The organism is Acidobacteriota bacterium (assembly GCA_003696075.1).
In the GTDB taxonomy this organism is placed as follows: Bacteria; Acidobacteriota; Polarisedimenticolia; order J045; family J045; genus J045.
The window spans coordinates 1-8,754 of record RFHH01000124.1 but is presented as its reverse complement, the minus strand read 5'-3'; the positions used below and the strand labels follow the sequence as shown (position 1 = coordinate 8,754).

The following is an 8,754-nucleotide window of genomic DNA, read 5'->3' as shown; positions in this document are numbered from 1 at the left end:
GGAGGTGGCATGGAACAGGCCGCATCTGCGCCCCGCCGGCGCGGCAGCGCACCATCGGGGAAGCACCTCCGGAACGTTGCCGGTGGGCGCTCTGCGTGTCAGTCTCGTGGTAGCCATGGGCGACGCGCCGTTCCGCCTCGTGTCGGAGTTCGAGCCTGCGGGCGATCAGCCGCAGGCGATCGAGCAGCTGGTTGCGGGCCTCGAGGAGGGACGCCGGGACCAGGTTCTGCTGGGCGTCACCGGCTCGGGGAAGACCTTCACGATGGCGCACGTCATCGCCCGGGCTGGCGTTCCGACACTCGTCATCGCCCACAACAAGACGCTCGCGGCTCAGCTCTTCCAGGAGTTCCGGCGCTTTTTCCCCGACAATGCGGTGGAGTACTTCGTTTCCTACTACGACTACTACCAGCCGGAGGCCTACGTCCCGCAGACCGACACCTATATCGAGAAGGAATCGACGATCAACGACGAGATCGATCGGATGCGGCACTCGGCGACCCGCTCCCTGTTCGAGCGGCGCGATGTCATCATCGTGGCTTCCGTTTCGTGCATCTACGGCCTCGGTTCCCCCGAGGCCTATCATGGCATGCTCGTGCTCCTCGAGCGCGGCGCGGCCTTCGGCCGGGACACGCTGCTCCGCCGCCTGGTGGAGATCCAGTACGAACGCACCGCGGGCGACCTGCGGCCGGGATCGTTTCGGGTTCGCGGGGACACGGTCGACATCTGGCCGGCGTACGACGATACGGCGCTGAGGGTCTGCTTTTTCGGAGACGAGATCGATACGATCCGGCGGATCGATCCACTGAGGGCGGTGCGTCTCGAGGACCTCCGGCGGGTCCCGGTGTATCCGAACTCCCACTACGTCACGCCGCGCGAACAGGTGGAGCGTGCGATCCGCGCGATCCGCGAAGAGCTCGACGCGCGCGTGGCCGAGCTCCGGGCTGCCGGCAAGCAGCTCGAGGCGCAACGCCTGGCCCAGAGGACCCTGTTCGATCTGGAGATGATCCAGGAGGTCGGCTACTGCCACGGGATCGAGAACTACTCGCGGCACCTCACCGGAAGGGCGCCCGGCGAGCCACCGCCGACGCTGATGGACTACCTGCCGGACGATGCGCTGCTGATCATCGACGAGTCCCACCAGACGATTCCGCAGATCCGCGCCATGTATCGGGGTGACCGGTCGCGGAAGGAAACACTGGTCGAGTGGGGTTTCCGGCTACCGTCCGCGCTCGACAACCGGCCGCTGACCTTCGAGGAGTTCGAAGCCATTCGGCCACGCACGATCTTCGTCTCGGCGACGCCGGGCCCGTACGAGCTTCAGCTTACCGGCGGCCGCGTGGTCGAGCAGGTGGTACGCCCCACGGGGCTGCTCGACCCGGTCGTCGAGGTCCGCCCGCTGACGGGCCAAGTCGACGATCTGCTCGAGGAGGTGAGGAAGCGGGCGGCCCGGAACGAGCGCGTCCTGGTGACGACACTGACGAAGCGGATGGCGGAGGAGCTGACGAATCACTATCGCGAGGTCGGCGTTCGCGTGTGCTATCTGCACTCCGATGTCGTGACTCTCGAGCGCGTGCGGATCTTGCGGGACCTGCGTCGCGGGGCTTTCGACGTACTGGTCGGGGTGAACCTGCTGCGGGAAGGCCTCGATCTCCCGGAGGTGTCGCTGGTCGCGGTGCTGGACGCGGACAAGGAGGGATACCTGCGGTCGGAGACCGCCCTGATCCAGACGATCGGGCGCGCCGCCCGCAACGTCCACGGCCGGGTGATCCTCTACGCCGACCGGATCACCGACAGCATGAAGCGGGCGATCGACGAGACGAACCGGCGGCGCGCGAAGCAGCAGCGTTACAACGAGGAACACGGCATCACGCCGGAGACGATCGTCAAGTCGATCGACGATGTCCTCGGGTCGGTCTTCGAGCGCGACTACGTCACGATTCCGGCGGCTCCGGAAGAGGAAGAGGAAGAAATGTCGCTGGAGGAGATCGCGCGCAGGATCAAGGAACTCGAGCGCGAAATGTTCGCTGCCGCGGCTGAGCTGGAGTTCGAGCGGGCGGCCGAGCTCCGGGACAGGATCGCGGTGCTCCGGGAACGGGAGCGGAGGGTGACCGTCGCGTGAGCGGATCGGGGCAGGTGCGGGATTCCTCCGGAGGACCGCCGCTTTCGCTGAGGGAACAGCTCGACGCTCTGCCGAAAGAGCCGGGTTGTTACCGGTTCCGGGGAGCGCAAGGGGAAGTGATCTACGTGGGGAAGGCGCGGTCTCTCCGATCGCGGGTCCGCTCCTATTTCCAGCCGGGAGCCCAGCATCCGCCCAAGGTGGCGGCGATGGTGGCGGAAGCGCGGTCGGTGGACGTGATCGTCACCGGCTCGGAGCTCGAGGCGCTGATCCTCGAGAACAACCTGATCAAGGAACATCGCCCCCGGTACAACGTTCTCCTGCGTGACGACAAGAATTTTCCATACCTGAAATTGACCGTCGGCGATCGGTTCCCGCGCGTGGTGCTCGTGCGCCGCCCGCGGGCCGACGGCCACGCCTACTTCGGGCCGTTCCTGCCCGCGAGCCACGCGTGGCGGACGCTGCGCATGATTCCGCGCTTTTTCCAGGTGGCCAACTGCCGCGTCCGTTTCGACGGAAAACAACGGCCCTGCCTGTACTACCACCTCGACCAGTGCCTGGCGCCCTGCGCCGGGAAAGCGGATCCGGCCGAGTACGCCGAGCGCGTGGCCCAGGTCCGGTTGTTTCTGGAAGGTCGCGACCGGGAGCTCTCCGAACGCCTGCGGCGCAGCATGGAAGCGGCGAGCCGCGAGCTCCGCTTCGAGGCGGCCGCGCGGTACCGCGACATGCTCGCGTCGCTCGAGCGGCTGGCCGAGCGGCAGCAGATGGCCTCGGTCGGGCTCGAAGCGGCCGACTTCTGGGCCGAGTACCGGGAGGGTGACCAGGCGGCCGTCGAGTTGTTCCGGATGCGCGAGGGTCGTGTCGTTGGGCGCCGGGAGTTCACCCTGTCGAACGCGCCCGAGCCGGAGCGGCTGTACGACGAGATTCTCCCGCAGTTCTATTCGGCCGAAGAGCCGCCGCCCGAGGTGGTCCTGCCGCGGCTGCCCGGCGAACCGGAGCTGATCCGCACCTTCCTCGGGCAAAGGCGCGGCGGCCCGGTTCGCCTGCGGGCTCCCACGCGGGGCGAGCGCCGGCGCCTGCTCGATCTGGTGGCGCGAAACGCGAAGCTCGCCTTCGAGGCGAGGTTCCGTGCCCGCCACGTGTTCGGGGTTCAGGTGCTCGAGGAGATCAGGGATCTGCTCGGCCTTCCCGAGCCTCCCTATCGGATCGAGGGCATCGACGTCAGCCACCTCGCTGGGAGCGAGCCGCGGGCCTCGGTGGTGGTCTTCGAGGGGGGCCGGCCGCGCAAGTCGGACTACCGGAGCTACCGGATCCGCTCGGCGGCGGGCGGCGACGACTACGCGGCCGTGCGCGAGGTCGTCACCCGGCGGTACGGCCGCCTCGCCCGCGAAGGCAAGCGGCTTCCGGATCTCGTTCTCATCGACGGCGGCCGCGGTCAACTCGCCGCCGCCCGGGAAGCGCTCGCGGCTCTCGACCTGGGGGACCTGCCGATCGCGTCGATCGCGAAGAGGGAAGAGGAGATCTTCGTCGATTCCGGGGGGCAGCCGCTGCTCCTCGGACGGGACGATCCGGCGCTTCACCTGATCCAGCAGGTGCGCGACGAAGCGCACCGCTTCGCTCTCCGGCAGCATCGGCGCGCCCGCTCGCGCCGGACGTTGGACTCCCCCCTCCTCAAGGTCCCGGGAGTGGGGCCGGTCACGGCCAGGCGGCTGCTCGAACAGTTCGGTTCGGTGGAGGGGATCCGGCGCGCCGGTTTCGAGGCCCTCGCGCGCGCGGTCGGCCGGGCGAAGGCCCGGGCGATCGTCGAGTCGCTGGCGGGCGGATCCTGAGCTTCACCACAGCCGGCAGCGGTGCGCCCGGGGAGGGCGCGGATCGTAGGCCTCGACCGCGACGGGGACATAGCGGAGGCGGCGCCCGGTCGCGGGGTCGTCGAGCCGGATCCAGGCCAGGTTCGGGTTGTCCTCCGCGAGGCCGAAGTCACGGCCCCAGACGAGGCCCAGGGCCTCGGCCGCGGCGCGGCTCAGATCCACGATCACTCCGGCCCGGCGGGGCTCCGGGCCGGGCCCGTAGTCGTTGACGCGGGCGACGACCTCCTGACCGGTCGGCCGCCCCGCCGCATCGAGACGGCGGACCCTCACCCAGCCGGTCCTCGCCTCCGGAACTCCGGCCGGCATCGCCACCGTCCGGCGCTCGTCCTCGAACACTTCGGGCCGCGGGCGGGGTCCGGTCACCGCGCGGAGGCGGCCGGAGAGGATCAGCTCGTGACGCCCGGCGCGCTGGAGGCGCATCAGGTCGCGATAGGCGCGCGTCCGGCGGCGGACGGCGCGCCAGCGTCCCTCGATGTATCGCTCGAAGGTGTTCCCCGCGTCCGACTCGAGATAGAAGGTCGCACGCCCCCGGTGCGGGTCGTAGGGGAAGTTCATCCCGGGGCGGATCCGGATGCGCCGGAGCGAGAAGTGCGCCAGCCGGGCGGCGAGGCCATCCCCGTCCTCGGTCGGTTCCTGGGCAGGCTCGGCGGTCCACGCGCCGGTCGCCGGATCGTAGACGGCGATCTCCGCCTCCTCCGGTTGCACGCCCGGCGGAAGCGCCATCTCGAAACGGGCCGGTCTCGTCAGCTGGAGGCCCTCCGGTCTGAGGTCGTAGACGAAGCCGGTCAGATCGGCCGGGTGGTGATCCCGGTAGCGCACGATCGTGACGGTCGTATCGCGAGGCAGTCCGCCGGGCGGAATGCGAAGGCGGGCGAGCCCCCCGGGAGCGGAGAGTTCCCCGCCTCGCTCGGCGCTCACCCGGCGCGACGTGCGATCGATCGGCTCGAGGTCGGCGGGGCCCGGCTCGGTCGAGCCGCGCGAGGCCGCAGCGGCGGGTGTCGGTGTCCGGCTCCACCGCCGAGGCAGGACGTAGCGACCGAAGGTCAGAAGGCTGGCCGCGAGAATCGCCGCGGCGATGCCGGCCGCGGCCCACTGCCGTCTCCTTTCCGCCCGACGATCGCTCACGAGGTCGAATGTAGGCCCGGAGCCGACGGTTGCCGGGCGAGGGAGCGGCGTGGCGTTCCGCTTTCGTCCCGCGGCTTGCGCCCCGTTCCGCGCTTTCCGAGGCGAGGGCGGACGGTCGAGGGCGAGCGTTGGCGGGTCAGGGGCCCCGCCGTATACTTCCCCGGCACGGCGGGCGCGGCGCCCGCCGGGGCGGCCGGATCGAAGGGCCGCCCGCGTTTCATTCGGACGGCGGCGCCCTGGACGACCCCATGACCCAACCCCACAGCACGAGCGGCGACGCGGCCGGCGTCGCGGACCGCGTCTACGAGGCCCATCCCGAGGCCTCTTTCACCCGCCTGGGGGACGACGGTCTGGTCGTGGTTCCGCGGGGTGCCTGGAACCTCGTCGTCAACGAAACGGCGATCAGGGTCCTCGAGCTCCTGGACGGCCGCCGGACCGTCGGCGAGATCGCCGATATCGTCGCCGAGGAATACGAAGGAGCCGATCGGGACACGATCCTGCAGGATCTGGTCGAAGTGCTCGAAGATTTGGCCCGGCGCGGCGCCGTCCGCCGCGCCGGACCGTGAGCGGCGAGCGCGGGCGGCCGGGGAGGACCGAAATGGCCACACCGTTGTCGCGCCTTCTGGAGCGGGCCTACGAAGAGTCGCGGCCTCTCACCGCCCAGCTCGAGCTGACCTACAAGTGCAATCTCCTCTGCTCGTTCTGCTACAACGCCCCCAAACAGCGGCGCGAGCTCGACGGCGACCAGTGGCTGGAGGTTCTCGACAAGCTCAAGCAGGCGGGCACGTTCAACGTCATCCTCACCGGCGGGGAGCCGATGTGCCACCGCGATTTCTTCCGCATCGCGGAAGGGGTGCGGGAGCGCGGTCTGGTCTTGAAGACGTACACGAACGGGGTGCTGCTCGCCGATCGCGCCCGGGCCGAGCGCTACGCCTCCCTGTCGCCGTTCCAGACCGAAATCAGCCTTCACGGCGCCGATGCCGCGACGCACGACCGGCTGACGGGAATCGCCGGTTCGTTCGACAAGCTGATGGTCGCGCTGGGGCACCTCTCCGATCTCGGTGTGAAGGTGGCGCTCAAGACCCCCATCACCCGGCTGAACCAGAACCAGCTCGAAGCGATCGACGAGATCGGACGTCGCTTCGGCTACCCGGTGACCTACGACACGAACATCACGCCGACCGACGACGGCGACCTGTCGCCGCTGTCGCTGGCGGCCGATCGGGAGTTCCTCGTTTCCTTCTTCGTGGAAAAGATGAAGCGGGGAGAGAAGGGGCTCAGGCCCCGGCCGGTGGCGAAAATGAAGCAAAACTGCGGGACCGGCCGGACGACGCTGACGATCGATCCCTACGGGGACATCTTCCCCTGCGTGGCGTGGCGCCGGCCCGTGGCCAACATCATGGAAGTGGAGGATCTCAAGGCGGCGTGGCACGGCGAGAACCCCACGCTGGCTTACGTCCGCAAGGTGGCCGATGAGGTGCCGAGGCGGACGCTCTCGGGGCGTCCGGAGGGGGGGTTCGCCTCCTTCTGCCCGGCGGTGGCGGAAAAGGAGACCGGCGACCCCTACGCCTTCTACCCCGCGGCCCGCGTCTCGGGTCTGACGAAGCTGGAAGCGGTGCGGCGCGTCCGGGGCAAAGAGGCGGACGAGGCGGAAGATCCTGTTGCAGACGGCGGCTCTCCGACGTAAAAGCATACCGACCTGACGGCGACCCGCACCGGTCCTCCCGGACTCGTCCGGACGGGTCCGGGGCTGAACGGAACACCGGGCGTGGAGCCCGGAAACCTCGACGAGGGAGAACGAGATGAAGAAGACCTACGAAAAGCCTCGCGTGACCTACGCGGAGAAGGTCGAAGCACGGGCGGTCGGCTGCGCGCGGCTCGACGCCGCCACCTGTGCGGACGGCCCGATCCAGAGCTGAGGCGGGTTCGACCGCAAGGGCGTCACGCGAAGAGGGCTCGGCGGGGGTCAGGTCCTCCAGGCGGGCCCGCGAAAGCATGCATGCGAAAGGCGGGCGGCTCCGGCCGCCCGCCTTTTTTGCCGCCCGCCTTCCGCTCCGGTCTCCGCGGCGCCTTCCGCAGGCAGCAGCCGAAACCGCGCCGCGATCGATGGCCGCAGGCCGGCCCCGCCACCGGCCGTTTCCGGGAAGAAGACCCCGCACCTCCGGACTCGGCCCGCTGCGCGGGGCCCGCGGGGGCGGCGTCTCCTTCGCCTTCGGCACGCCGGACTCGCCGGAAGAGCTTCTCCCTCCACCGGCCGCCCGGCTCCCGCGCGCCTTCCGGCCGCTCGCGGCCGGCCCCGCGCCGCTCGGGCGCCGTGGCCGGCACGAACGGCGGCCGCACCGGCACCGAGACCGGCCGCCGCCGGCGGGATGGCCACCTCCGCGGGCTGAGCCGGGCCAGAAGACGCCTGGCCCACCAGCCGGTCCGGGGGTGAAAGGGCCGGCGCACGCCGGACGGGCGGCCGGGGTGCGGACGCCGGAAGGATCGGGCGGTGCGCGTCCCGGAGGCGGCGAGCGAGACGGAGGAGCCCCGAAAAGCGGGCCCGGGGGCGCGAGCCCCATCGCCGAGAAGGCCCCTGGAAGCATGGACCCCGGAGGGGCCGGGCCGCCTCGTCGAGCGGTGCGAGCCGGCTGCCGGCCGACCGCCGGCTCGCCCGTCGGACGGAGCCGGGCTCGATCGGCCGGAAACCCTTCCCCTCGATCGGGACGCCGTCTCTCGCCAGCAGGGACCGGCCGCTCGTCGCGCGCGTCCGATCCGGCAAGCGCGGGAAGGTGCACCGACCGCGGTGCGCTCTCGCATCCCGGCCGCCGGGCGGTCGGGCCTGCGATTCCGGACGGCGCCGAGCCCGCGACTGCGGGCGGCAATGTCGGCCGCTCGGCGCGCGCCGCACCGCTCGGCGCCACCGAAGGTACCCCTCGGAAGCGGAGCGACGCCTTTCGAGGGCGAAGGGAGAGGGAGGGGTGCTTCCCGTTCTCCGTGCGGGAGCCGGAGGCGCTCCGGCACGCGCCGCGCACGGCCCGCGCGCGCTTCCTGCGGACCGGAGCGGACGGTCTCGCGTTCGTCCCGAAGACGACGGCGGAGGCCGGCACCGCGTTGCGCTCTCTTCGCCGGAGGCGACCAGATCCTCGTCAGCGGCGGCGACCGTTTCGCGTGCCGCGACGCCGCGGAGTTCATCGCGGATCGCTCCGGCGCCCGCGTGGTCGCGGCTCGGGCCGACATTCCGCTGGCCCGGGCGGACCGGGCTCTCGCGGCGATCGGATCGCCGCGTTCCCCCTCCCGGTGCTGGCCCGGCAGGGCCGTGTCACGGGCCCCACCGGCCCCGTGCCGCCCGTGGAGCGGATCGTGTTCCGTGTCGAGGATCGAGGCGGGAGCGTCCTCCCCGGCGCCGTCCATGGGAGGTGCTCCCTCGATGGTGCAACACGCCGCGCAACTCGATGAGAAACGAACAGTTCGGCGCGATTCCCGAGCATCGACCCCTTCGACAGCGGAACCCCCGATCCTCCATTGACCTCGGCGGGACGACGCACCATTGGGGATGCACGTGACGGTCGATGTGCCGGGAATGCTCGATCCGGATCTCGAGCGTCTCGGTACGAACGGCGGCACCGGGAACGCGCCCGGGAGGCCGCGGGCACGGAGAGGGGC

General features: G+C 70.8%; 6 protein-coding genes. 4 read left to right on the top strand and 2 right to left on the bottom strand.

Going from position 1 to position 8,754, the window contains the following annotated elements; genetic code table 11:
* The first annotated feature begins 115 nt into the window (after positions 1–115).
* Both uvrB and uvrC read left to right on the top strand, forming a co-directional pair.
* A complete protein-coding gene (gene uvrB, locus D6718_08125) occupies positions 116–2,119 on the top strand; it encodes an excinuclease ABC subunit UvrB (GenBank protein ID RMG45221.1) in 2,004 nt (667 codons plus the stop codon).
* Complete coding sequence (uvrC, locus tag D6718_08120; protein RMG45220.1) at positions 2,116–3,945, top strand: excinuclease ABC subunit UvrC; 1,830 nt, start codon at positions 2,116–2,118, stop codon at positions 3,943–3,945. The genes uvrB and uvrC overlap by 4 nt, the downstream gene beginning before the upstream one ends.
* 3 nt (positions 3,946–3,948) lie before the next feature.
* Here uvrC and D6718_08115 read toward each other — a convergent pair whose 3' ends face one another.
* Positions 3,949–5,109: a hypothetical protein gene (locus tag D6718_08115; protein RMG45219.1), complete on the bottom strand. Its 1,161-nt coding sequence runs from the start codon at positions 5,107–5,109 to the stop codon at positions 3,949–3,951.
* Between the two features lie 248 nt (positions 5,110–5,357).
* Between D6718_08115 and D6718_08110 the strand changes: the two genes are divergently transcribed.
* Together D6718_08110 and D6718_08105 are read left to right on the top strand one after the other, a co-directional pair.
* On the top strand, positions 5,358–5,675 hold the full coding sequence (locus D6718_08110) for a PqqD family protein (protein ID RMG45218.1): 318 nt from the start codon (positions 5,358–5,360) through the stop codon (positions 5,673–5,675).
* A gap of 32 nt (positions 5,676–5,707) precedes the next feature.
* Complete coding sequence (locus D6718_08105; GenBank protein ID RMG45217.1) at positions 5,708–6,796, top strand: radical SAM protein; 1,089 nt, start codon at positions 5,708–5,710, stop codon at positions 6,794–6,796.
* 254 nt (positions 6,797–7,050) lie between these two features.
* Here the strand turns inward: D6718_08105 and D6718_08100 are convergent, their stop codons facing one another.
* On the bottom strand, positions 7,051–8,502 hold the full coding sequence (locus tag D6718_08100) for a hypothetical protein (protein RMG45216.1): 1,452 nt from the start codon (positions 8,500–8,502) through the stop codon (positions 7,051–7,053).
* Positions 8,503–8,754: the final 252 nt, after the last annotated feature.